The organism is Butyricimonas sp. Marseille-P2440 (assembly GCF_900091675.1).
Classification (GTDB): Bacteria; Bacteroidota; Bacteroidia; order Bacteroidales; family Marinifilaceae; genus Butyricimonas; species Butyricimonas synergistica.
In genome coordinates this window covers 64,670-86,415 of record NZ_LT594606.1, presented here as the reverse complement: position 1 = coordinate 86,415, position 21,746 = coordinate 64,670, and the positions used below count along the sequence as shown (strand labels likewise).

Sequence of the window (21,746 nt, the reverse complement as noted above, 5' to 3'; positions counted from 1 at the left end):
GCATAATTTGAGTACACTTTCTCGGGTAGAGAAAGTCATCTTTCCATTTTTTTGTCATAACTTTGTAGTGTTTGAATAAGACTAATTTTGTAATCAGGAACGGGGAGTGTGGGGACACTCCTCTTCCTTTTATCTACTTTTCACTATGATTGTATTCTCTTTTATTTCAAATTGTGCCACATCCAATTTTTCTATTTTCTCCAATAACACGGAAAAATCCCTGTACCGGCTAATATTCCCGTTTATTCGAACATCTTTCACGTCCTGGTTATGATAGAACACTTTTATATCATACCACCGGGCTACCGTGTTCATCACGTCTTCCAGCCGCTCGTCATCAAAGACAAAATGCCCATCCTTCCATGCCGTGTAGCGATGGACATCTACTTTCTGCTTGCTTAATCTACCCTCGTCGGTCAACACCGCTTGTTCTCCCGGTTCCAGAAGCAAAAAATGATCTTTGGTCTTTACTTCCACGCTTCCCTGCTCCAAGGTCGTTTCAAAACGAGTTTCTCCCTTGTAAGCATGCACATTAAAACGAGTACCCAACACCCTCACCTCGAATCCGTTTACTTCTACGACAAACGGCTTACCCGACTTCGTCACGTCGAAATACGCCTCGCCCATGAGAACTACACGTCTTTCGTCATCGTTAAACTGCACGGGATAACGCAAGTCGGTTTCCGCGTTGAGGTACACCATCGTACCGTCACTCAACTTCATGGAGAACTCTCCGCCCCGGGGCACCCGCATCATGTGCATTTCGTTGATGACCTTTCCTTCCGCATTCATCGCTGCATAATTCAACACGTTGCTATCTTGCTGTACCCGGAAACTATCGGCAACCACGATATTTCTCCTCACTTGTGCTTCCAGCACAATCCGCTCTCCCGTCCCCGTGTATAATATAGCTTTCTCCATACCCGGTGCTAAAGCGAATTGTCTCGTACCCGTTTCCCGGGAATCAGTACCCAATCCTCGCCACAGGACAACACTCCCGACCAACACAACCAGCACAGCAGCATATTTTAATACACCAAAAATCAAACGTCGCCGTTTACCATATGTTTTCCGTTCAAATTGCCTGAAATTCTTCAAAACATCAATCTCTTTATCCTCCTCTCCGTAGGCAAAGAAACTCTGCATTTTCCGATAATAGCCTCTATTCTCCTCCGATTCATTCAGCCAAACACCTAGAGTCTGCTTTTCCTCGTCCGTCAAATCGCCTTTTATCGATCGTTTCAATATGTACCAATCTATTTTTTGCATAGCATTTATTTGCTGTAATCATATATAAGACAACTTCAAGGAAAAACACAGTGACAAAAATCCGAAGAATTTTTATTTTTTTTGTAAAACACTGATTATCCGACCTAGACAACAGCAAGAATAATCAAAAAAGAAACTCCCAAACGGGTTCGAATATATTTATACGCCCGTTTCATCTGGGTATTCACCGTGTTGACTGAAATTCCCATTTCTTCCGCCACGTCCTTATACTTTTTCCCTTCCAACACACAACTTTTAAAAACAAGGCGGGATTGATCGGGCAACTCCTCGATCACCTCATACACCCGCTGCAACAATTCCGGGTCAATCTCCACCTCCGGGATCTCCGCATATGCTTGTGCTTCCGCTAACCATTGCTTATAATGGTCTTCCACGTGAAGATGCTTCAACCGATTCAAACATTTATTCCGGACTTGCACGAAAAGATAAGACTTCAAATTTGCAATTCCCGGAAGCGTCGGTGCATTATTCCACAAATCCACGAAAATCTCCTGCGCAATATCCTCCGCCTCATCCCTGTCCAGAAGAAAATATTCGGCAAAAAGCGTCATCTTCTTGAAATAAGTTTCAAAAAGTTGCTTAAAGACACCATGCTCCCTCCGCTTTATAGCCTCGAAGATTTCATCTGAACGTATTTCATCCATATCCATGTAAATCAACCCTTGTTGAATATACAAATATAGATTTTTCTTTTAAAATCTACAAAACACTCTATTGTCTATTATCCAAAATCTTCATCCCGATATCCATATAGCGGTACACGTCACGGGTAGTTTCCCGAATACGTTTTTCATCTTTTTTATGTCCCAGCCGGACAATAATAGCGTTCCGTTCCGGTATGGCAATAATATACTGTCCCAGCATTCCCCGGAAATACGGGTTACGCTGACCGTGATAATTCATAATCCAAATCTGGAAACCGTAATAATCCAGGGAATCCTTGCCCCACTCGTCTTTCAGGTATCTCGCCGGACTCATAGCCTCGTTGATATACTCTTCCGAGATCAATTGCTTCCCGTTCCAATTGCCGTGATGCAACATCAGGCGGGCAAAGCGAGCCACCTCACGGGCGGTGGTATGGAAACAACAGAACGATTTCTCGTCCCCGTCCTTCTTATCCAGCAACCAGTAAGCATCCTGCCCCGCCTGCATCGGTCGCCACAGCTTCTCCTCCGCGTAATCGCTGATCGTCTTCCCCGTCGCCTTCTCCACAACAAACGCCAATATCTGCGTGTCGCCACTCCGGTAAGAGAACCGCTTTCCCGGCTCCTCGATCACGTCCAACCCGGTTACCAACTCGTACAAATCATTCCCGTAATACCCGTGTGTCGTCACGGAAAACAAGGAAGCATAAGCCTCGTCCCAGTTCAACCCGCCACTCATTGTCAACAAATCGCGAATCGTGATCTTCTTCTTCTCCCCCTCCTTGAACTCGGGAACATATTTCCACACGGGATCGTCCAAACTCTCGATCTTCCCCTCGTCATAAGCCGCCCCGACCAACAACCCCACGATACTCTTCGTCGAAGAAAATATATTCGATGTCTTTGTGTCATTCCACCCGGAACGATATTCCTCGTACACGATACTGTCATTCTGAATCACGAGAAACGACACCGTGCGAAAATCATCCAGGTAAGCATCATCCTCCGAACTCATCTCGTAAGTATTGTAATCCCTTGCCTGAGCCCAATTCCAGGTAGAATCGGCTTTCCGCACCGTGTGCCTGTCAAACATCGACAAATCGTCAATGGAAGGATACCAGTACAACAGAGCCTGCCGGGCATAGTAAGGCAAACAAAAATAAGCGATCACCAAAACCGCCACGATCCCCAATACAATTTTATGCCATTTCTTCATAATAACTCAATTTATAATTTTCTCCTAGGTTCACGACAGCCAATCATAAATCGACAATCGAAAATCACTAAATTACAGAATTTTTCACTTTCGCCACCATCTTCCGGATTACTCCCTCGCCAATACAAGGCGCGTGGGCATCCTCCGGGAAGAAGATCACGAATTCACCGGGAGAAAGCGTAAATAATACATCCTCCACCCGATCTTTATAAAACGTATAATCTCCCTCTTTGTTATAGGGAGCAGACTCCTCGCCCAACCGGCTTTTTGCCTTCCACCCGTAAGATTCCTGCCCGGACAGAGGCATCTGAATATCGATATATTTATCATGCCGTTCATACACAGCCTCCCCGACACTTCGTCCCCGGGCATCCTCGATCTTGATATAAGCATCATCCCCCGCCACATCGATCCTCCCCACGGGCATATTCACGAGATCATGCGTTCTTATATACTCAAAAACAACTTTAAACCAAGGATTTAATCCTTCTATTTTTTCCGTATTGCCAATCACATCAATAATCATAACTCGTATTTAAAATTACCTAACAAAGATAGATAATTATAGCTAAAACTGTTATCCACATCGAACTTTATCCCTATTTTTACGTAGATACTACGCTAAATTTGAGAACGATATGAAAAAATTATTACCAACGATTATCATTTGTACGCTTTTCACGGGGGGCTTCACCAACGACCTTTTCGCGCAGAAGCAAAACAGGATTGAAAAACTATACGAGCACATCGCAAGAGTGGAACGGGATAAATACGCAAGGGTAAAAGAGAGGATTGACCTCAAGAGTGCCGAAACGTATAAACATGAAATCGCTCTTGCCGATGCTCTGGAAACACTTCTTTTCGACTCTAGCCTCGGGGCTGTCGAACCTTACTTGAAAACCAGCATGGAAGAAAATCAACAGGACGACGGGGCTCGTGTCCGTTCCATCTGCCGGGATGCTGGGCTGAACTACGAAACTTTCGTTTGGAAAGCCGACTCCACGATCTACGCCATTCTGGCGTATTCCGACTCTCAACTGAAAGATTCGCGCACCTTGCTCGGTCTGCTGGCAAAATACAAATACGCGATAACCCCGAAAATATTCAACTCGATCATCGTACTGAAAGAAAAGGTACAATTCGCCGATCTGAAATCACAACCGACCTTGGGCAAATGCGAAACCTACTTCACGGATTTCGACACCTTGTACAACTATCCCGCAGTAGCCACCATTTACAACAAACTACTTTACGACGGTGCTTGTACTTGTACCACCGACTCGAGCATACTGGCTTTCTTCAACAACCCCGTGCTGAAAACATTCTACTCGGGCACGAAAGAACCTCGTCCCTATAAAGCAGACGTGGAAAAAATGTACGACATACATTTGCACGGCGAAATCAAGAACGCCCACAACCCGGAAGAAATGAAAACTGCCATCAACGCCTACCTGAACTGCCCGTATCTCAGCGGCTGCCCGAGAAACTTCCTGCCGGAAGTAGAATACACGAATGACAGCGTCGATCTCGTGATCCTGATCGCCCAAATTGACTCGTCCGCACGACTCCCTCTCGTGAAAAAATACCTGCAAAACCACAAGTACAAGCCATTCAGGGACAAGGCATACCAGTTAAGAGAACAATTCGTGGACTCCATGATATGGTCTACCCCCTCGTGCACGAAATATCACAGGGGCAACAAAATCACTTGTGAAACCCTCGTGACGGGAGATACCACTACCAATGTTTGCTATAAATACAATGATCACGGCTATTTATTGGAATCCGTCACCACGACACGGGTAAAAGATTCCACCCTGTCCACGGTCGTCACGACCTTCAAATACAACGACCTCGGCAAATGCTTCGAGGAGGAAACAGTGGATTCCCTTTCCAAGAACATCCTGTGCCAAGTCAATTGCCAGTACAACATACAAGGGCATATCAGCATGAAAAACACGAAATGGCATAACGACAGGAACCGTATAGAAACCTATAACAACGAAGGACAAATCATTCAAATACAAGAATACGCCAACGGGCAAATATACGCCCAGACCGATCTGACATATGACAACAAAGGACGCCTGATGCAAGAAATCAAAATAAACCTGAAACCGGACATCCATAACCCGATCACAAAACAAACGTCGCGCTACGGTTACAACCCTTACGGTTACCTCACCGCCATATCCTACGAGAAAGAAAACCTGCAAAACGAGAAGATCACGGGCAACACGACCATCCATTACGATGAATTCGGCAACCAGACCGATCCTCGTTACAAGTACGAGTACGACAACACGGGAGCATGGATTGTCAAAACCGACCCGCAAAATCCCGCCAACTCGGAAAAGATAGAATACATATACAAGTAACAATTCCACCAATCCCGGTCATACCGCAGATACAAGCATTTACCCCGCCACGTGCAAACGGCGGGGTATTACCATTTTTCAATCTGCTCGTCCAGCCAAGCGAGTCATATAGCATAAATAACTTTTCTTGTTCCATTTCCTAAAAAGATAAAGCCGAGATAACGGAGAGGAACTACCCCTGTCGGAAGTCAATAATAAACATACCTGCAAGTTGATTTATAACAATTTTTTTCTAATTGCAAACAAAAGGCTATCCTAAATCTATCCCGATAGAGGATAGATTGGAGATTGATAAGAGTTGATTTCTCAAATCCAATTTTTAATTGTACTTTTGTACCCAATAAATTTTTGAGTACATGGAGCATAAAGCAGGTTTTGTCAATATTTTAGGAAATCCCAACGTGGGAAAATCCACCTTGATGAATCGATTAGTCGGGGAAAAATTATCGATTATCACGTCTAAATCCCAAACCACACGCCACCGCATCAAAGGTATCGTGAACGGAGAGGATTTTCAAATCGTGTTTTCAGACACCCCGGGAGTCGTGAAGCCAAGTTACAAGATGCAGGAATATATGCTGGACTTCTCGAAGACTGCCATCATCGATGCGGACATCATCCTCTACGTTACTGACGTGGTGGAGAATTTCGAGAAGAATGCCGACTTTATCGAGAAGGTAAAGAAAAGCGAAGTTCCCATCCTGTTGGTATTGAACAAAATCGATCTGACCACGCCGGATAAGCTGGATGCACTATTCACGAAATGGAAGGAAATCATTCCGCAAGCGGAGATATTTCCAATCTCGGCAACCGAGAACTTCAACGTTGACAACCTGTACAAACGGATTCTGGAATTGCTTCCCGTCGGGGAACCTTACTTTGACAAGGAAGAAATGACGGATATGCCCGCCCGTTTCTTCGTGACGGAAATTATCCGGGAAAAGATTTTGTTGAACTATGACAAAGAAATTCCTTACTCCGTAGAGGTGGTCATCGAAGAATTCAAAGAAGATGCCAAACGAATCAACATCATGGCGGTTATCAACGTCGAACGCGATTCCCAAAAAGGCATCATCATCGGGCACCAAGGCACTGCCTTGAAAAAAGTCGGAACGGAAGCCCGTGCCGACATCGAAGCTTTTTTCAGTAAAAAAGTTTTCCTCAACCTGTACGTCAAAGTCCTGAAAGACTGGCGCAACAAGGAAAATGACTTGAAACGCTTCGGTTACAAACAATTATAACATTAATAACTAAAATTGAGATTGCAAATCATCATTTTCAATTTTCAATTTTCAATTTTCAATTCATAAGATGAGTAATATTGTTGCCATAGTAGGACGCCCCAACGTGGGAAAATCAACACTTTTCAATCGCTTGGTCGGTGGACGTGTAGCCATCGTGAACGAGGAAAGCGGTGTGACCCGTGACCGGAACTACGGTAAATCAGTGTGGAACGGAAAAGACTTTTCCGTTATCGACACGGGAGGGTACGTTTCCAACAGTTCTGATATTTTCGAGGAAGAAATCAACAAACAGGTGCTACTAGCCATGGACGAAGCGGACGTGATCCTGTTCGTGTGCGACGTGGAACTAGGCATCACCGACCTGGATTATAGTTTCGCCCGCATGTTGCGGAAAGTAACGAAACCAATCTACCTTGTTGCCAACAAAGTGGATAACGGTGAACGACTTTACGACGTTCACGAATTCTACAAACTAGGTGTCGGGGAAGAAATATTTCCCATCTCATCCATCAACGGATCGGGAACGGGAGAATTGCTTGATAAACTGGTATCCCACTTTACCGACGAACCGCTGGAAGAAGAAGACGAGCTGCCGAAAATTGCTATCGTGGGACGCCCCAACGTGGGAAAATCCTCCACGATCAACGCCCTGATCGGGGAAGAGCGAAATATCGTTACCGAAATAGCGGGAACAACACGCGACACGTTGACCACCCGTTACAACCGCTTCGGGCACGACTTCCTGCTCGTAGATACAGCCGGACTGCGCAAGAAAGCCAAAGTAAACGAGGACGTGGAATTCTATTCCGTGATGCGTTCCGTACGTGCCATCGAGGATTGCGACGTGTGTATGCTATTGATTGATGCCACCCGGGGCATGGAAGCCCAGGACTTGACCATATTTCACCTGATCGAGCGTAACCAGAAAGGAATCGTGGTTCTAGTGAACAAGTGGGACTTAATCGAGAAGGACAACAAGACCACTATCAATTTCGAGAAAGACCTGCGGGCTAAAATGGCTCCTTTCAACGACGTGGAGATCATTTTCACCTCCGCCCTCACGAAACAGCGCTTGCTGAAAGCACTGGAAGCCGCCATAGCAACTTACGAAAGCCGGAAACAGAAACTCAAGACCTCGGAATTGAACCGGATTATGCTGGAAGAGATAGAAAACTATCCCCCGCCAAGTTTAAAAGGAAAATATATCCGCATTAAATACGTAACGCAATTACCCACGAAGACGCCGTCTTTCGCATTCTACTGCAACTTACCGCAATACGTGAAAGACCCGTACAAGCGTTTCCTGGAAAACAAAATCCGGGAGCACTGGAATTTCACCGGGGTTCCGATCAACGTGTTTATGCGTAAAAAATAAGAAAGGGAAGGCAGAGATGGCAAAAGACACGATAGAACACGACGGGATTGTTATAAAAGTAGAGGAATCCTCTATCATCGTGGCAATACAGAATCAATCGGCGTGTGCATCCTGCCATTCCAAAAGCGCTTGTGGTCTATCGGAAGTCGTGCAAAAAAATATCACGGCGGAACGACCTGACATTCCCGTGGCTGTCGGTGATAAAGTCATCGTCACCGCCAGCACCCGGAACGCCACGTTATCAGTCGTTTTCGCCTATATTCTTCCCTCTGTCTTGATTATCGCGTTACTCGCCCTGCTAACTTTATGGGGGACGAGTGAAATCGTTGCCGCCTCTCTTGTTCTCCTAGCCGTCGCAGTTTACTTTACCATACTGTATTTTTGCAGAAATAGCTTTGCCCGGAAAATAAAATTTAAGGTTAAAATAGCATAACCTAGAAAAAAAATAATAACTTTACGGGCGTTATAACAGAACTAGAGGAGACAAAACAAACACCTTATGATGACTACTACCATTATTTACACCATCATTTTTTTATGCGCCATAGGGATCGCATCGGCAGTGATTCTTTATTTTGTCGCGCAAAAGTTCAAGGTCGAGGAAGACCCGAGAATTGATATCGTGGAAAGCATTCTGCCTGGGGCAAATTGCGGGGGATGCGGCAAACCCGGGTGTAGGGGTTTCGCGGAAGCCACGGTAAAAGCCACTTCATTGGATGGACTGTTTTGTCCGGTGGGAGGAGCGGAAACTATGGCGAAAGTCGCCTCCGCGCTAGGTATGGAAGTATCGGCACAAACACCGCAGATAGCGGTCGTGAGATGTAACGGCACTTGTGACCATCGTCAACGCACGAGTACCTACGACGGGTACCGTTCATGTGCGATCGAGCATTCCCTCTACCGGGGTGAAACGGATTGTACTTACGGATGTCTTGGTTGCGGCGATTGCGTCAACGTTTGCGCATTCGATGCCATACACATGGATGCCAACGGTCTGCCCGTCGTTTCCGACGAGAAATGTGTTGCCTGCGGTGCCTGCGTGAAAGCCTGCCCGAGAAACATCATCGAATTGCGGAACAAAGGTCCGAAAGACCGCCGTGTTTTCGTGTGCTGCGTGAACAAGGACAAGGGGAATATCGCCCGCAAGGCTTGTACAGTCGCTTGCATCGGTTGTGGAAAATGCGTCAAAGAATGTCCATTCGAGGCTATCACCCTGGAAAACAACTTGGCCTACATCGATTTCCGCAAGTGCAAACTTTGCCGCAAGTGTGTGAGCGTATGCCCGACACACGCTATCCACGAGGTAAACTTCCCGCCGCGAAAGATCACGGAACCGGCAACCACGGAAGCGAAAAACGACGAATCCATTCAGTGATTGTCGATTCAATGATTATGTGATTATAAATCACTGAATCCATAAGATCTTAAATTTAAAATCGTAAATCTAAAATTAATACGCCGTGCTAAAGACATTTAAAATAGGGGGTGTACATCCACCCGAAAATAAATTATCAGCACAAGGGGAAATCATCACGCTTCCCCTCCCCGAACAAGTTATTATTCCATTATCTCAACATATCGGGGCACCTGCCGCACCCACGGTGAAAAAAGGTGATACAGTAAAAGTAGGACAACTTATCGGTCAGGCGGCAGGATTTATCTCTGCCAACATTCACAGTTCCGTGTCTGGAACCGTCACGAGTGTCGATCCCGTGATTGATGCAAGCGGTTATCCCCGACCTGCCATCACGATAAAAGTTGAAGGGGATGAATGGGACGAGAAAATATTGAAAGAACCTCTCTCTCAACATCCCAACACATTCACGAAAGAAGAAATCATAGCGGCAATCAACGCCGCCGGTATCGTAGGTATGGGTGGTGCCACCTTCCCCACACACGTGAAACTATCCCCGCCTCCCGGAAGTACCGCAGAAGTACTAATCATCAACGGAGTCGAGTGTGAACCGTACCTCACGGCAGACCATCGCCTAATGCTGGAACACGGGAAAGAACTTATCGCCGGAATCGAGTTACTGATGAAAGCCCTCGGGGTGAAACGTACCATCGTGGGTATCGAGAACAACAAGAAAGACGCAATCGAGGAACTCGGGAAACACGCGAAACTAGCTGACGGCATTGAAATCTGCCCGTTAAAAATACAATACCCGCAAGGAGGTGAAAAACAATTAATACAAGCCACCACGGGAAAATTTGTTCCCTCCGGGGCACTTCCCATCGCCGTGGGAGCTGTCGTCCAGAATGTCGGGACAGTATATGCCGTCTACGAGGCTGTCATGAAACGCAAACCTCTGTTCGAGCGGGTGGTTACCGTAACCGGGAAATCACTGAAAGAACCGGGTAATTACCTTTGCCGCATCGGGACCCCACTTGCTCAATTGATTGAGGCAGCTGGAGGACTCCCCGAGGACACGGGAAAAGTGATCGGCGGAGGTCCGATGATGGGGAAAGCCTTGACGACAACCAACGTGTCTATCACGAAAGGGACAAGTGGTGTATTACTCATGCGCCAGGAAGAATCCTCTCGAAAAGAATATCGCAATTGCATCCGTTGCACTAAATGTGTCAGCGTGTGTCCGATGGGACTGGAACCTTATCATTTGATGCTTCTCGGGGAACACAACAAACTGGAAGCCCTGGAAGCCGAGAAAGTGATGGACTGCATCGAATGTGGTTCATGTAGCTATACCTGTCCGGCAAATCGCCCGTTACTCGACGTGATTCGCTTGGGTAAAGCCAGAACAGGACAAATGATACGTGCACGTAAAAATTAAATAATTTATAAAGTATGAGTAATTTCACCATATCACCCTCCCCTCACATCCATAGCGGGGATTCGATAGAAAAAAATATGTACGGAGTATTGATTGCCTTGATCCCCGCTTTCATCTTTTCTATCGTGTTTTTCGGGATAGGAGCCATACTGGTAACGCTGACCTCCGTGGTAGCCTGTCTGATCTTTGAATTTATTATCCAAAAATACCTGATGAAGCAACGCCCCACGGTTTGGGACGGTTCGGCAATCATCACGGGAGTATTGTTAGCATTTAACCTCCCCTCCTCTCTTCCCTTGTGGATCGTGATTATCGGGGCACTAGTCGCTATCGGTATCGGTAAAATGAGTTTCGGGGGATTAGGAAACAATATCTTCAACCCGGCACTCGTGGGACGTGTATTCCTGTTGATTTCGTTCCCAGTGCAAATGACTTCATGGCCTGTACCTAATGGATTCTCCACCGTGGATGCGGTGACGGGAGCAACCCCGTTAGCGATTGTGAAAGAAGCCGTGAAAAACGGGCAGTCCGTGACAGACGCACTTGCTTCTACCGGACTTTCATCCAGTAACATGATTATCGGTAACATGGGAGGTAGCTTGGGAGAAGTTGCCGCCATCGGCCTTCTGCTCGGTTTTGCCTATATGCTGATCCGCAAGATCATCACTTGGCATATCCCCGTGACCATCTTCGCCACGGTTATCGTGTTTGCCGGCATATTGCATTTGGCAAATCCCGTGCATTTTGCCGATCCCCTGTTCCATCTTTTCACGGGAGGTATGATGTTAGGAGCGATCTTTATGGCAACGGATTACGTGACATCCCCCATGACGCATAAAGGTATGATTATCTACGGTGTAGGTATCGGGTTATTAACCGTGATTATCCGCGTATTCGGAGCCTATCCGGAAGGAATGTCATTTGCCATATTGATCATGAACGGATTCACGCCGCTAATCAACAGATATTGTAAACCCGCGAGATTTGCATAATTGACGATTTAACGATTTAACAGATGGGAAAGAAATTAGAATCGAGCTTTAAGAATATGGTACTGGTGTTATTTCTGGTAACACTAATATCCTCCGCTGCCGTAGGAGTTGTCAACTCACTCACGGCAAGATTAATAGAAAAGGTACAAATCGAAAAACAGACACAGGCAATACGTGCCGTGGTTCCGGCTTTCGATAATGACCCGATGACAGACAAATACATGGTGAAAGCTTCTGACAACGAAGAAGCGGTCGAGTTTTACCCTGCCAAACAAAATGGAGAATTAGTGGGTACCGCCATCAAAACTTACACGAACGACGGGTTTGGTGGAAAAATAGAATTGATGGTCGGTTTCACCCCGGACGGCGTGATTTACAATTATTCCGTGTTGAGTCACAAGGAAACACCGGGATTGGGTTCCAAAATGGATTCTTGGTTCGTGAAAGGCGCGAAAGGCAACATTATCGGTAAAAACCCGGGAACAAAAGGATTGCAGGTTTCAAAAGACGGGGGTGACGTGGATGCTATCACGGCAGCAACCATTTCATCCCGAGCCTTCTTGGACGCGGTAAACCGTGCCGCCCGAGCGCTAGACAAAGATTCCAAGCAAAAGTAGAACAATCGAAAAAATAAAGATATGAACAACTGGCAAAACTTTACCAAAGGGTTCTTTAAAGAAAATCCGACCTTTGTACTGTTGCTCGGGATGTGCCCCACGCTAGGGGTCACGACTTCGGCAATCAACGGATTGGGAATGGGATTGGCTACCGCTTTCGTGCTCGTGTTATCCAATCTCGCTATTTCACTCGTGGCAAATTCTATCCCCGATAAAATCCGTATCCCCGGTTTTATCGTTATCATCGCGGCATTCGTTACCGTGGTTGACATGTGTATGGCAGCCTATCTGCCCAGCTTGCACGAATCATTAGGATTATTCATCCCGTTGATCGTGGTAAACTGTATCGTGTTGGGACGTGCCGAATCATTCGCCTCCAAGAACAAGGCGATTCCTTCCATGTTGGACGGTTTAGGTATCGGGCTCGGATTCGCCATGGCATTAACCATATTAGGCAGTATTCGTGAAATATTGGGTAGTGGAAAGCTTTTCAACATCACCCTGTACAGTGAAAACTACGGGATGATCGTTTTCGTGTTAGCCCCTGGGGCTTTCATCGCACTAGGCTACCTGATCGCCTTTATCAACAGAATAAGAAAAACCAATTAAAAAATCATCCATCTTAAATCGTAAATTATTATGGAATACATATTTATATTCATAGCCGCAGTATTTGTCAATAATATCGTATTGGCACAGTTCTTGGGAATCTGCCCGTTCCTCGGGGTTTCCAAGAGTGTTCCCACGGCACTCGGTATGACGGGAGCCGTGACTTTCGTGATGATTTTAGCCACGCTGGTAACCTTTATCGTGCAAAAAACAATACTGGATCCCTTCGAAATAGGCTTCATGCAGACCATCGTGTTTATCCTAATTATCGCGGCTCTCGTGCAAATGGTGGAAATCATCTTGAAAAAAGTGAGCCCGTCACTTTATCAGGCTCTAGGGGTATTTCTTCCCCTGATCACCACAAACTGTGCTGTATTGGGTGTTGCTATCATGGTGATTCAAAAGAACTATAATTTATTGGAATCCGTGGTTTTCGCTGCCTCTACCGCTATCGGTTTCGGGCTTGCCCTAACTATCTTTGCCGGTATCCGCGAACAGTTGGAACTGACCTCTATTCCGAAAGGCATGAAAGGCACTCCTATCGCATTAGTCACAGCCGGATTATTAGCCCTGGCATTTATGGGATTCTCCGGAATCGTAAAATAAAAATGATGTGATTATTCAAATAAAAAACGGCAGCCCGAAAACTGCCGTTTTTTATTTGAATAACCATAAATCTTCAAATTCATCATACGTGTATCCCGTGAAATCCGGGAGTACCCAATCCACCATTCCTTGAATTTTTTCTGCCGGGTTCGTGGTAGCCAATCCGACAACTTTCATGCGGGCATTGCGTCCGGCTTCAATACCGGCAAAAGAATCTTCAAAAACGCAACAAACATCCGTTTCCATCTGCAACTCTTTCGCTGCCAACAAGAAACATTCCGGATCCGGTTTGGATTTCGTGACCTTATCCGCCGTAATTATTCGTTCGAAATACCCGGTAAACTCCGGGTGAGCCTTCAAAGCGTATGACATTTTCATGTTATTGGAACTAGTCACCAAAGCAATCCTCACGCCATGATCCAACAATACCCGGATAAAATTCTCCACCCCAGGCACGTAAGGATAACTCATTTTCTTCTCGAACTCGTCCAATTCCCGAGAAATTTGTTGCTGCAAATCCATATCACCCCCGAAATAATCCTCCAAAATCTTCTCCGTCGTCATCCCTTTGATCTTCTTGTAAAAATCAGACATTCCGGGGTGATAACGCTTTCCTTGTTCTATCCAAAAAAGGTCGTATTGCCCTTCCGTATCAAGCACCACCCCATCCATATCAAATAATGCAACCAATCGTCTTTCTCTACCCATCATAATCTTAAAAATATTCGCGAATATATCGAAAAAGTAGTCCTCCCGTAAATCTAAACCAAATTATTTGGTCTGTAAGGGATAACTTGGTAATTTTGTACGCGAACAACTTTATAAAGTTTATCTATAAAATATGCAATTAACTCATCCGATTTTTAAAGTCTTATCCGAAATAGCGACAGCAAAGGGGTTGGAAATATACGTGATTGGAGGCTATGTACGCGACCTTATATTAAGACGTCCTTCCAAGGACATTGATATTGTGGTTTTGGGTAGTGGCATTGAATTGGCTGAAACCGCGGCAAAACAACTCGGCAATCTCAATGTTTCCGTTTTCAAGAATTTCGGGACAGCTATGTTCCGTTACAAAGGAATGGAGATTGAATTCGTCGGTGCACGCAAAGAATCTTATCAAAGGGATTCCCGCAAACCGATCGTGGAAGAAGGTACGGTCGATGACGACCAGAAACGCAGGGATTTCACGATAAACGCTTTGGCTATTTCCCTGAACCAAGAAACCTACGGACAATTAGTCGATCCGTTCGGCGGGATGCAAGACCTGGAAGACGGGATATTACGAACCCCTCTCGATCCCGTCATCACGTTTTCGGACGATCCGTTACGTATGATGCGGGCGGTACGTTTTGCCTCACAATTGAATTTCACGATCGAGGCTATTACTTTTAAAGGCATCATCGCTAATAAAGAGCGCCTGAAAATCGTGTCAAAAGAGCGTATCATGGACGAATTCAATAAGATCATGGCATCTCCCCGTCCTTCTGTAGGCTTGAAGTTATTGGAACAAACCGGATTGCTGGATGTATTCTTTCCCGAGCTAACGGCTCTCAAAGGCGTGGAATCCGTGGACGGGATCGGTCATAAAGACAATTTCTATCACACGCTGACCGTACTGGACTCCGTCAGCCGGGTGTCCGACGACCTGTGGCTCCGTTGGGCTGCCTTGCTCCACGATATAGCCAAGCCAGTGACCAAGAAATTTATACCGGGACAGGGATGGACATTCTACGGGCACAACCATGTCGGCGAGCGCATGGTAGGCAAACTATTCAATCGGCTTAAACTTCCCCAGAACGAGAAGATGAAATACGTGCAAAAACTCGTATCCCTGCATATGCGCCCGATTGTTTTATCGGAAGAGATCGTAACTGACTCGGCTGTCCGCCGTCTTCTATTTGACGCCGGGGACGACATCGACGACCTGATGACTCTCGCGGAAGCCGATATTACTTCCAAAAACGAAGTAAAAGTCCGTCGTTTCATGCAGAATTTTCAAATCGTTCGCCAGAAACTGAAAGAGGTGGAAGAAAAAGATGCCATTCGTAACTTCCAACCTCCGGTAAGCGGCGAGGAAATCATGGAAACCTTCAATTTACCACCATGCAAAGCTATCGGTGATATAAAAAATGCCATCAAGGAAGCTATCCTCGACGGCATTATAGGTAATGATCCCACGGAAGCCCGTGAATATATGTTCAAGGTAGCTGCCGAATTGGGAATTCAGAAACAATAGAAAATGGGGTTATCCCCATTTTCTATTTTAAGAAGTAAGCTATTTGTTTTGCTGGAGTTCCCTCGTAAACTTTCACCTCAGTCCTCGGCACATCATTGTAAGGAATAAACTCCATCACCTGCAATAAAGCGTATTGTTCGTCTTCACTACAAAAAACTTCCAGGCTCAAATTAGATTGGTCGGCACGGCTCAATGACTGGAGATCATCAAACTTGTTTTGCTCGATAATATTGTACAACTGAGAAGATTGGTTCGCGGCCACGTACACTTTGTGCTTCTTCATGGCTTTTCCCGTCGGCTTGTACACGTAACGTTCTTTCTTGATAATAAATGCCATAATTCCCCAACCTACAACAGCCAACCCAATCATAATAATGATGGAAGAAAGCGTATCGCTCTGTGCCGTATTAATATGATTTGCGCCAACCCAAAGAATGGCTGCTCCCACGAGCAACAACCCTAAAGGTTTCACGGGTGATTTTTTCTTTTTCTCTACTTTTCCTTCATCTACTTTTAGGATGACATCATCAATATAGTCAAATTTAGTTTCCATGATATTAATTCTATGTATGATTATTTTATTCAGAATACTGGCAACACTCCTTTAGACCAGTCCCGTCCCGTGTATTCGATAGCGACACACGAAAACATTCTTTACCCGTTCACGAGCGAGCAAAGTTTTCCCACAAAATAAAATTGAATCATACAATGATTTCACGTAAGGCAAAGACATAGTATCCCCCGTCTTGTCTTAACGCGAAAGAGTCGAGATAATCATTTTCGACATACCTGAAATAAGGCGTAAGTATTTTTCTATATTCCTCGACCTGAAGCGAGAAACTATTCCTCTGCAAATAACGGCAAGTAGGCTGTACGTTTGAAACGTCATGTGCCACGTTCACCGGTAATGCGTTCCCGTTCATCGCCGTCAGCATAGCTAACCGTTCGAAAGCCTCCTTTTCATTAGAAACAAGCCGCTCCTGCCTCACCGCCTTTTCCACATAGCGAGAGGTATCCATCTGTTGTCCGAGATAGACTACCGCTAAAATGAGCAGAATACAATATTTCATGAAAACTTTCATACCACTATTTACGAAAAATATGATGCAAAGATACGAAATCATTCTAAATTGATCGCTACTTTACACTACGTTTTTTATCTTGGATTTCTCTTTTCAACACCACTTGCAGTCCTTTCGCATTCTTTTTCTTGACTTTCACCCTTTGTGGCAAATACCCCTCCTTGAAGAACCAAAGTTTTTTACGTCTTTTTTGCCAAAAATTAAACAATCCTTGGTGATAAACATATTGCACGTGAATCTCCTTTCTACACCGTTTCCGATAAATCTCGACCCCCGACAAGGGAATCCCGTTCTCGTCCACAACACAACCATCAACATAGAACCCACCTTGACGTTCTACTCCAATACCACCACAAAGAACAGTAGTACTACCAGAAACTGTGTAATGATTCATATTATACAAGAAACTTATCGCATCGATTTCATTCAATGGAACAACCTCATCACTCAACACCACCCGCAAATCAGGAATACCCCCTCTCGGCACCCAAATCTCCTTCGTTTGAAACCCGACAAACGAAACACATATCGGCAACGATCCCGACACGCACAGCGTGAAATATCCATCCTTATCGCTGCAAGTTCCCCTCGCAGTTCCTTTTTCCACGATATGCGCATTCTCCAACGGATTCCCCACGCTATCCGTGACCCGACCTTTCACGAGTACCTTCCCCGCTCTCACGTGAACCGTTTCCACCCCGACAACATCCCCCTCTCCCGCAGCACACACCGCTTGCGGAAGCCCCAACAACCCCACGGACAACCCGACCAACGAGACTACCTTACCCGCCAAACGCCTGTGTTCCAAGGCTTGCGTCAGATAACGCACCTCCTCCTCGCATTTGGGACAAGTACCCAAACAATCCCCTTTATACTGGCATCCCGAAACGATATACTCTATGTCGTTCGCCTCAGCAATTTGTTTGCGGATCTCTTTCAAGATTCTACATGTTTGTTTTCCTGGAGTCATCATACCTGTCTATTATATACGTGAAAAGATCAAAATGCTTTACCCCCATCCCTTCCAACTGCCGGCAACTCTCCATCCGGTCACTATCGGTATTATAACCGGGAATAAGGGGTACGCGTACAATCATATCTCCCGCCCGTCCCCGTTCGATCAATAAACAGAGATTACGGATGACAGCCTCGTTATCCATCCCCGTGTATCGCTTGTAAATAACGGGATTCATATCTTTAATATCAATAATAAAACGATCTACCACCGGAAGCAAACGCTCTATACGCTCCCGCTCCACGTTCAACGAAGTTTCCAAGGTCAACAGCCACTCCCTCCCGCAAAGCTCCCGGAACTCCCGGATAAATTCACACTGTAAGCACGGCTCCCCTCCCCCGAAAGTCACCCCTCCACGAGTTGCCAGAAAATAAAGGGCATCCACCTTCACCTCGTCATACAACGCGGCACAATCATACCGTTTCCATTGCCTTCCCTTGTCCCTCGATTGGGGGTTCAAGCAATGCCGACAACGCAACGGGCAGCCGTGAAACGCCACCAACGTAGAAACTCCTTCGCCATCCGTTTGAAGACGGTGACGAGCAATTCCGATAACTTTGGGTGATAATTCCAAATCACTCATCTGCCACATAGCATTTAAAGTTATATTTCTGACACAAGCATTCACTTCCGTAATCTGTTTACGAATATCGTTCAAGATTTTACATGTTTGCTTGCCTCGATTTACCATGACTATTTACACGTTAAACAATGCAATCTTTACAAAGATACTAATTTTAGTGGAAAATACAAGAAAAGGAGAAAGGGAATTTGCCCTTTCTCCACAATGATTCTTCACGCCACAACTCTCCCGCCTAGAGGATCAACCTACTATTCGACACTTCCTTACCCCTCTTCAACATGGCAAAACAATATACCTTCACCTTCGTGTTATCCCATTCCTCGGGAAGGGCGTAAGTGGTGCTACCACTCTCTCCACGCGTCCTCAATTCCACCAATCTCGATCTGCCCCGCTCTGTTTCATACAACACGGCATACACCTGATCATCGGCAAAAGCATAACCGTCTTCTTCTTCCTGCATCTCCTGCTCGAACAAAAACTTCTGGCTTTCCTCGCTGTATGTTGCCGTCACCTTCGGCGAATTCAATATTCCGGCAGCCACCAACAATTGTTCAAAATTGACCGTAACCTCGTTCCTCTCGTCCACAGTCACCGCCTTCATGTTTCGCACCACGAACGCATTCGACGTCGACCCGTTCCCGATTCCTAGGAATCCCTTTCGAATCACGGGCAAAAGACTTCGTGACAATTGCACCAACGCCTTCATCCTTGCCCGCTGCGCCAACATTTCCGGCGTCGGGTTATCCTTCCTTGAAAAAATCTTCGCCTTCGCGATATTCTTCCTTCTCGTGTAACACAACGTGATGTTACCTACTGATCTTTTCGCTTTACCTAACAAATAAGAATTAAATTCTGCCATAACTTGATAATTGAAAATGAAAAATTGAAAATTTCCTAATATTAAACCTGTCACTTGCCAAAAGCAAATGCAACTTGCAACCTGTAACTTGTTACTCGCCAGAAGCGAGTAACAAACTTTCCAACGTGATCTCCGGGAGTGCCGGTCCCGGATCTACCTTACGGGGAGTGATATCCGAATGGCGCAGGATGTTGTAAATCGGGTATTCCGATACCAGCAACCGACACACGTCACGCAATACTCGTATTTGCCCGTCCGTGTACTTGTGCCAGTAAGAGATTTTTCCTCTCGCCTCATCCGCATAAACCTCCCGCGGGTCAACCTCCACCCCGCACTCTGCCACGAACCGTTTCCCCTCCCGAGCCAGTTTCCCGAGATTATCGAGCTCTATACCGATCGAGAAATGATTAAACTCGGCACGCCCCCTGTAAAAACTCCTCCCGGCGTGCCACGCCTCGATATTAAACGGCACAAGCTGAAAAACCTTCCCGTCCCGCCCGATCACCAGGTGGGCAGAAGCTCCCACGTCCGGTCGGGTCAGGTAAATCGCCGATGATTCACCACTTCTGCCTGCCGTGTAATGCAACACGATCGTGTCCGGTTTCTCTAACGGTCTGGTATTCTTTGCGCATACCAGATGAACCACCCCGCCATCCATCAAACGATGGTTTACAATTAAAGACGGGGATTTGAAAATTGGAAATGACATTTTAATAGTTTTAAGTTTAAAATAAATCATACTGTAATTGCCGGTTCCATGATTTTGTGATCACGGGAGAACGTCGACCACTCGGCCGGAATCACTGGGTCAAAGTCGTTTTCGCACAAAGAGTTGCAGGATTTTCTCACCACTTCTCCCTACCACGTAACCGCCAATCCCGACTTCCAACAAATCCCATAAACGGGACGTGTCGGCAAGAATCGGCAAGTTCGTGAATGTCCCGACAAGCACGATCGAAGTAAAAACCAACATCACCAGCGGTCGCCACGAACGTTGCAGCCAATTTCCCCGGGCTTCTTCCGTCAACACAACCGACCGGGCTTCCATCACCCGCTGTTCCCACTCCATGAAAACTTTCAACAAATCGGTTTTCAACTGCCGCTTCTCCCTCGACGGGAGGGTCAGACGATCAACCAACTCGTTGACCGCGCTAACAACACCCTTCACCTTATTCATAGCAACAAATGTTGTGAATCCGAGATATACTCTCCCCCGGGAGAAACAAAAAAACAATACAAATGGACATCCACGTCCTTGCTTCTCGCCAGGCGAAACGTCGCCACGCCATCACGCCTCACGGCTTCCAACTCCTCCACCACCTCTGGTGAAAACAAACGATCCCCGTAAAGCAAAGCCACCACCAACCGGTCGTTCTCACCCAGGCAAACCTCCTCGTCATCATTCTCCCAGCGAATCACCACTTGCCCCGTGCCATCCTGGGATACCGCGAAAGCACGTGCATCACAACGATTTCCCACCGCCAAACGCAACCTGTCGAAATCAACGATCTTTCCCTCGTGGTCGAACACGCTCAAGTTCTCCTTCATGAACAACGTGTACCCCGTGAGCTTCGCTTTCTTCCCCGCCAACCTCCAGATCTCCCCCAGCGGAGTATCCTTCAATCGCTGGTAAAAACGAAGTGCCACCCGGAACCTGGCACGCACCATTTGTTGCTTCGGTGTATTCGGGTTCGTCACCCTTGTCGCCACCGAGCGGGCATAACACTTGCCATTTAACCCGACGAAAATCGTGTTACCGATTCGTCCCCTGATCTTGAAAATACTACTTACTTCTGCCATCACGCCACGTTTTTAAATGAATAATCCTCGGTTTCCATCCCATTTCCCACGCACATGGCAGGAAATAGAGCGATAATAAAGATCCGCCAGGGACACTCTATCACTACAAGAACCGTTTTACAATAGCCGTGTCCGGTGTTGGCCAAATAGCACTCGGGAGCATCTCTGGAGTTGTATCCCGTTCTCACCCTCTTCTTTTCCCTTTCTTTTCCTTTTCCCGGCGACAAACATACTTGTTCACCGGGAAGCCTTGTCAATAATCTCATAACTCTATTTTTTAATTACACCCCAAAAGTAAAGCACGGTACAGCCAAACACAAGTTTATTGTCCAAGCACAGGAGATCATCACTCCCGGCAAACGCCTTCTTTCGTTGAACTCCATAATAAAACACAAAAAATACTCT

At 46.1% G+C, this 21,746-nt stretch carries 25 protein-coding genes; 11 read left to right on the top strand and 14 right to left on the bottom strand.

Features of this window, described 5'->3' with window-relative positions; all coding sequences use genetic code 11:
* Nucleotides 1-129: 129 nt before the first annotated feature.
* From BN8899_RS00450 to BN8899_RS00435, 4 genes are all read right to left on the bottom strand, one after another.
* On the bottom strand, nucleotides 130-1,269 hold the full coding sequence (locus tag BN8899_RS00450) for a FecR family protein (protein WP_065217860.1): 1,140 nt from the start codon (nucleotides 1,267-1,269) through the stop codon (nucleotides 130-132).
* A gap of 104 nt (nucleotides 1,270-1,373) precedes the next feature.
* The gene (locus tag BN8899_RS00445) at nucleotides 1,374-1,934 is read right to left on the bottom strand and encodes an RNA polymerase sigma-70 factor (protein ID WP_169503671.1); all 561 of its coding nucleotides are present in this window, start codon (nucleotides 1,932-1,934) and stop codon (nucleotides 1,374-1,376) included.
* A gap of 67 nt (nucleotides 1,935-2,001) precedes the next feature.
* Entirely contained in the window at nucleotides 2,002-3,150 is a 1,149-nt protein-coding gene (locus tag BN8899_RS00440) for a serine hydrolase domain-containing protein (protein WP_065217859.1), read from the bottom strand.
* A gap of 67 nt (nucleotides 3,151-3,217) precedes the next feature.
* Complete coding sequence (locus BN8899_RS00435) at nucleotides 3,218-3,676, bottom strand: NanQ anomerase/TabA/YiaL family protein (RefSeq protein ID WP_018338651.1); 459 nt, start codon at nucleotides 3,674-3,676, stop codon at nucleotides 3,218-3,220.
* A 112-nt stretch (nucleotides 3,677-3,788) separates the two neighbouring features.
* Between BN8899_RS00435 and BN8899_RS00430 the strand changes: the two genes are divergently transcribed.
* From BN8899_RS00430 to rsxA, 10 genes are all read left to right on the top strand, one after another.
* Nucleotides 3,789-5,528: a hypothetical protein gene (locus BN8899_RS00430; protein ID WP_065217858.1), complete on the top strand. Its 1,740-nt coding sequence runs from the start codon at nucleotides 3,789-3,791 to the stop codon at nucleotides 5,526-5,528.
* Nucleotides 5,529-5,884: 356 nt separating this feature from the next.
* On the top strand, nucleotides 5,885-6,769 hold the full coding sequence (gene era / locus BN8899_RS00425) for a GTPase Era (RefSeq protein ID WP_065217857.1): 885 nt from the start codon (nucleotides 5,885-5,887) through the stop codon (nucleotides 6,767-6,769).
* 70 nt (nucleotides 6,770-6,839) lie between these two features.
* Nucleotides 6,840-8,147: a ribosome biogenesis GTPase Der gene (gene der, locus BN8899_RS00420; RefSeq protein WP_026207701.1), complete on the top strand. Its 1,308-nt coding sequence runs from the start codon at nucleotides 6,840-6,842 to the stop codon at nucleotides 8,145-8,147.
* Between the two features lie 16 nt (nucleotides 8,148-8,163).
* Nucleotides 8,164-8,580 carry a SoxR reducing system RseC family protein gene (locus tag BN8899_RS00415; protein ID WP_065217856.1) on the top strand — a complete coding sequence of 139 codons (417 nt, stop codon included), beginning with the start codon at nucleotides 8,164-8,166 and terminating at the stop codon, nucleotides 8,578-8,580.
* A 66-nt stretch (nucleotides 8,581-8,646) separates the two neighbouring features.
* Nucleotides 8,647-9,522: a Fe-S cluster domain-containing protein gene (locus tag BN8899_RS00410; RefSeq protein WP_065217855.1), complete on the top strand. Its 876-nt coding sequence runs from the start codon at nucleotides 8,647-8,649 to the stop codon at nucleotides 9,520-9,522.
* An 85-nt stretch (nucleotides 9,523-9,607) separates the two neighbouring features.
* Nucleotides 9,608-10,939, top strand: coding sequence for an electron transport complex subunit RsxC (gene rsxC, locus BN8899_RS00405; protein WP_065217854.1), 1,332 nt, complete (start codon nucleotides 9,608-9,610; stop codon nucleotides 10,937-10,939).
* 14 nt (nucleotides 10,940-10,953) lie between these two features.
* Nucleotides 10,954-11,931: an RnfABCDGE type electron transport complex subunit D gene (locus BN8899_RS00400; protein WP_065217853.1), complete on the top strand. Its 978-nt coding sequence runs from the start codon at nucleotides 10,954-10,956 to the stop codon at nucleotides 11,929-11,931.
* A gap of 23 nt (nucleotides 11,932-11,954) precedes the next feature.
* The gene (locus BN8899_RS00395; RefSeq protein ID WP_065217852.1) at nucleotides 11,955-12,548 is read left to right on the top strand and encodes an RnfABCDGE type electron transport complex subunit G; all 594 of its coding nucleotides are present in this window, start codon (nucleotides 11,955-11,957) and stop codon (nucleotides 12,546-12,548) included.
* Between the two features lie 21 nt (nucleotides 12,549-12,569).
* On the top strand, nucleotides 12,570-13,157 hold the full coding sequence (locus tag BN8899_RS00390) for an RnfABCDGE type electron transport complex subunit E (protein ID WP_065217851.1): 588 nt from the start codon (nucleotides 12,570-12,572) through the stop codon (nucleotides 13,155-13,157).
* Between the two features lie 30 nt (nucleotides 13,158-13,187).
* Nucleotides 13,188-13,763 carry an electron transport complex subunit RsxA gene (gene rsxA / locus BN8899_RS00385; RefSeq protein WP_018338641.1) on the top strand — a complete coding sequence of 192 codons (576 nt, stop codon included), beginning with the start codon at nucleotides 13,188-13,190 and terminating at the stop codon, nucleotides 13,761-13,763.
* Between the two features lie 51 nt (nucleotides 13,764-13,814).
* Here rsxA and BN8899_RS00380 read toward each other — a convergent pair whose 3' ends face one another.
* Nucleotides 13,815-14,474, bottom strand: a complete 660-nt coding sequence (locus BN8899_RS00380; protein ID WP_316244984.1) for an HAD family hydrolase — start codon at nucleotides 14,472-14,474, stop codon at nucleotides 13,815-13,817.
* A 130-nt stretch (nucleotides 14,475-14,604) separates the two neighbouring features.
* On the opposite strand from BN8899_RS00380, the gene BN8899_RS00375 reads away from it, so the two are divergent.
* Nucleotides 14,605-16,002, top strand: a complete 1,398-nt coding sequence (locus BN8899_RS00375; protein ID WP_065217850.1) for a CCA tRNA nucleotidyltransferase — start codon at nucleotides 14,605-14,607, stop codon at nucleotides 16,000-16,002.
* 22 nt (nucleotides 16,003-16,024) lie between these two features.
* On the opposite strand, the gene BN8899_RS00370 is transcribed toward BN8899_RS00375, so the two are convergent.
* The 9 genes from BN8899_RS00370 to BN8899_RS00330 form a co-directional block, all read right to left on the bottom strand.
* On the bottom strand, nucleotides 16,025-16,555 hold the full coding sequence (locus BN8899_RS00370) for a hypothetical protein (RefSeq protein ID WP_065217849.1): 531 nt from the start codon (nucleotides 16,553-16,555) through the stop codon (nucleotides 16,025-16,027).
* A gap of 148 nt (nucleotides 16,556-16,703) precedes the next feature.
* On the bottom strand, nucleotides 16,704-17,072 hold the full coding sequence (locus BN8899_RS00365) for a hypothetical protein (RefSeq protein WP_148375196.1): 369 nt from the start codon (nucleotides 17,070-17,072) through the stop codon (nucleotides 16,704-16,706).
* A gap of 67 nt (nucleotides 17,073-17,139) precedes the next feature.
* Nucleotides 17,140-18,057 carry a carboxypeptidase-like regulatory domain-containing protein gene (locus BN8899_RS00360; protein WP_231932222.1) on the bottom strand — a complete coding sequence of 306 codons (918 nt, stop codon included), beginning with the start codon at nucleotides 18,055-18,057 and terminating at the stop codon, nucleotides 17,140-17,142.
* Entirely contained in the window at nucleotides 18,029-18,682 is a 654-nt protein-coding gene (locus tag BN8899_RS00355) for a radical SAM protein (RefSeq protein WP_065217993.1), read from the bottom strand. Before BN8899_RS00355 ends, BN8899_RS00360 begins: the two co-directional genes overlap by 29 nt.
* 232 nt (nucleotides 18,683-18,914) lie before the next feature.
* Nucleotides 18,915-19,541, bottom strand: a complete 627-nt coding sequence (locus BN8899_RS00350) for a DUF6266 family protein (protein ID WP_065217846.1) — start codon at nucleotides 19,539-19,541, stop codon at nucleotides 18,915-18,917.
* A gap of 91 nt (nucleotides 19,542-19,632) precedes the next feature.
* On the bottom strand, nucleotides 19,633-20,250 hold the full coding sequence (locus tag BN8899_RS00345; protein WP_082986838.1) for an N-acetylmuramoyl-L-alanine amidase: 618 nt from the start codon (nucleotides 20,248-20,250) through the stop codon (nucleotides 19,633-19,635).
* Between the two features lie 99 nt (nucleotides 20,251-20,349).
* Nucleotides 20,350-20,718, bottom strand: a complete 369-nt coding sequence (locus tag BN8899_RS00340; protein WP_065217845.1) for a 3TM-type holin — start codon at nucleotides 20,716-20,718, stop codon at nucleotides 20,350-20,352.
* Nucleotides 20,715-21,341, bottom strand: a complete 627-nt coding sequence (locus tag BN8899_RS00335; protein ID WP_065217844.1) for a DUF6266 family protein — start codon at nucleotides 21,339-21,341, stop codon at nucleotides 20,715-20,717. Before BN8899_RS00335 ends, BN8899_RS00340 begins: the two co-directional genes overlap by 4 nt.
* Nucleotides 21,341-21,607 (bottom strand): hypothetical protein, encoded by a 267-nt coding sequence (locus BN8899_RS00330; RefSeq protein WP_065217843.1) that lies wholly within the window; start codon nucleotides 21,605-21,607, stop codon nucleotides 21,341-21,343. Before BN8899_RS00330 ends, BN8899_RS00335 begins: the two co-directional genes overlap by 1 nt.
* Nucleotides 21,608-21,746 lie beyond the last annotated feature (139 nt).

Bases quoted from the DNA above. Each gene is read 5' to 3' on its own strand.
- BN8899_RS00370 (WP_065217849.1), bottom strand. From the start codon at position 16,555: ATGGAAACTAAATTTGACTATATTGATGATGTCATCCTAAAAGTAGAT.
- BN8899_RS00360 (WP_231932222.1), bottom strand. From the start codon at position 18,057: ATGATGACTCCAGGAAAACAAACATGTAGAATCTTGAAAGAGATCCGC.
- era (WP_065217857.1), top strand. From the start codon at position 5,885: ATGGAGCATAAAGCAGGTTTTGTCAATATTTTAGGAAATCCCAACGTG.
- BN8899_RS00430 (WP_065217858.1), top strand. From the start codon at position 3,789: ATGAAAAAATTATTACCAACGATTATCATTTGTACGCTTTTCACGGGG.
- BN8899_RS00355 (WP_065217993.1), bottom strand. From the start codon at position 18,682: ATGAGTGATTTGGAATTATCACCCAAAGTTATCGGAATTGCTCGTCAC.
- rsxA (WP_018338641.1), top strand. From the start codon at position 13,188: ATGGAATACATATTTATATTCATAGCCGCAGTATTTGTCAATAATATC.
- BN8899_RS00340 (WP_065217845.1), bottom strand. From the start codon at position 20,718: ATGAATAAGGTGAAGGGTGTTGTTAGCGCGGTCAACGAGTTGGTTGAT.
- BN8899_RS00375 (WP_065217850.1), top strand. From the start codon at position 14,605: ATGCAATTAACTCATCCGATTTTTAAAGTCTTATCCGAAATAGCGACA.
- BN8899_RS00390 (WP_065217851.1), top strand. From the start codon at position 12,570: ATGAACAACTGGCAAAACTTTACCAAAGGGTTCTTTAAAGAAAATCCG.
- BN8899_RS00335 (WP_065217844.1), bottom strand. From the start codon at position 21,341: ATGGCAGAAGTAAGTAGTATTTTCAAGATCAGGGGACGAATCGGTAAC.
- BN8899_RS00395 (WP_065217852.1), top strand. From the start codon at position 11,955: ATGGGAAAGAAATTAGAATCGAGCTTTAAGAATATGGTACTGGTGTTA.
- BN8899_RS00440 (WP_065217859.1), bottom strand. From the start codon at position 3,150: ATGAAGAAATGGCATAAAATTGTATTGGGGATCGTGGCGGTTTTGGTG.
- BN8899_RS00350 (WP_065217846.1), bottom strand. From the start codon at position 19,541: ATGGCAGAATTTAATTCTTATTTGTTAGGTAAAGCGAAAAGATCAGTA.
- BN8899_RS00330 (WP_065217843.1), bottom strand. From the start codon at position 21,607: ATGAGATTATTGACAAGGCTTCCCGGTGAACAAGTATGTTTGTCGCCG.
- BN8899_RS00380 (WP_316244984.1), bottom strand. From the start codon at position 14,474: ATGATGGGTAGAGAAAGACGATTGGTTGCATTATTTGATATGGATGGG.
- der (WP_026207701.1), top strand. From the start codon at position 6,840: ATGAGTAATATTGTTGCCATAGTAGGACGCCCCAACGTGGGAAAATCA.
- BN8899_RS00435 (WP_018338651.1), bottom strand. From the start codon at position 3,676: ATGATTATTGATGTGATTGGCAATACGGAAAAAATAGAAGGATTAAAT.
- BN8899_RS00345 (WP_082986838.1), bottom strand. From the start codon at position 20,250: ATGTCATTTCCAATTTTCAAATCCCCGTCTTTAATTGTAAACCATCGT.
- BN8899_RS00400 (WP_065217853.1), top strand. From the start codon at position 10,954: ATGAGTAATTTCACCATATCACCCTCCCCTCACATCCATAGCGGGGAT.
- BN8899_RS00445 (WP_169503671.1), bottom strand. From the start codon at position 1,934: ATGGATGAAATACGTTCAGATGAAATCTTCGAGGCTATAAAGCGGAGG.
- BN8899_RS00365 (WP_148375196.1), bottom strand. From the start codon at position 17,072: ATGAAATATTGTATTCTGCTCATTTTAGCGGTAGTCTATCTCGGACAA.
- BN8899_RS00450 (WP_065217860.1), bottom strand. From the start codon at position 1,269: ATGCAAAAAATAGATTGGTACATATTGAAACGATCGATAAAAGGCGAT.
- BN8899_RS00415 (WP_065217856.1), top strand. From the start codon at position 8,164: ATGGCAAAAGACACGATAGAACACGACGGGATTGTTATAAAAGTAGAG.
- BN8899_RS00410 (WP_065217855.1), top strand. From the start codon at position 8,647: ATGATGACTACTACCATTATTTACACCATCATTTTTTTATGCGCCATA.